Source organism: Oleiphilus sp. HI0125, assembly GCF_001635355.1.
Genome location: NZ_LWGF01000954.1, coordinates 1 through 767 on the forward strand (window position 1 = coordinate 1; position 767 = coordinate 767).

General features: G+C 42.4%; 1 protein-coding gene. It reads left to right on the plus strand.

From position 1 onward, the window contains the following. On the plus strand, nt 1–494 hold a 494-nt coding region (locus A3762_RS16375), incomplete at its 5' end, for a VCBS domain-containing protein (protein WP_156493522.1). Nucleotides 495–767 lie beyond the last annotated feature (273 nt).

Consider the following 767-nt stretch of genomic DNA (forward strand, 5'->3'; position numbering starts at 1 on the left):
CCGTGGAACAACTCATCAACCAGAGTTCTGCTGAGAACAAACGCAACTCGCTTCAGGCTTTAAAACATCTAGAAATTCTTAACAACGAATACAAAGGTACGATGATTTCAGACGAAGGCATCGGTGCTTATGGTCAATTTAAACGCTTGAATCAAAGCACTTCTATGCAGGCTCAAGAATATCAGGGCCGTTTCGGCTCACTGATTGTGTTTGCTACAGGAGAATGGTTCTACCACTTTGATGAAGCTACTCTTGATGGCATCAAGCTTAGCGAAGGCGCACGACAAACTGATGCTTTTACCATCAGTGTTCAAACGCGTGACTTAGATATCGACTTTGCCTTCGATATAAAACTTCAAGGTTCTGAAGACATTCCTGAGATCGTCGAAACACAACTTGAGATGTTAGAACAACACGAGAAATCAGTTGAAACGAACGTTGTTGCTGAAAACGAAATCATGTCAATGATCGATGAGTTGCTCACAATCAACTAAGAACAATACGCTCAAATTACTAAATGCGAAGCAAATGAACTGTCTGCTTCGCCATTCCCTCCAGTTTAAAGCTTTAGCTTGAGGACCTGCCGCCACTCTGAGCAGGAATAAAGCTCTCGGTTTAGCCATCGATTCGGTAAACCTTGAATAAAAATAAAATATTAACGGACGAACCATTATGAAGATTTCTCGCATAGTTGCGGCAGCTAGTATTAGCTTGTCTGCAACAATTCCGTTTGGACAAGCCACTGCGCTCAGACTTTAGCTGCGACA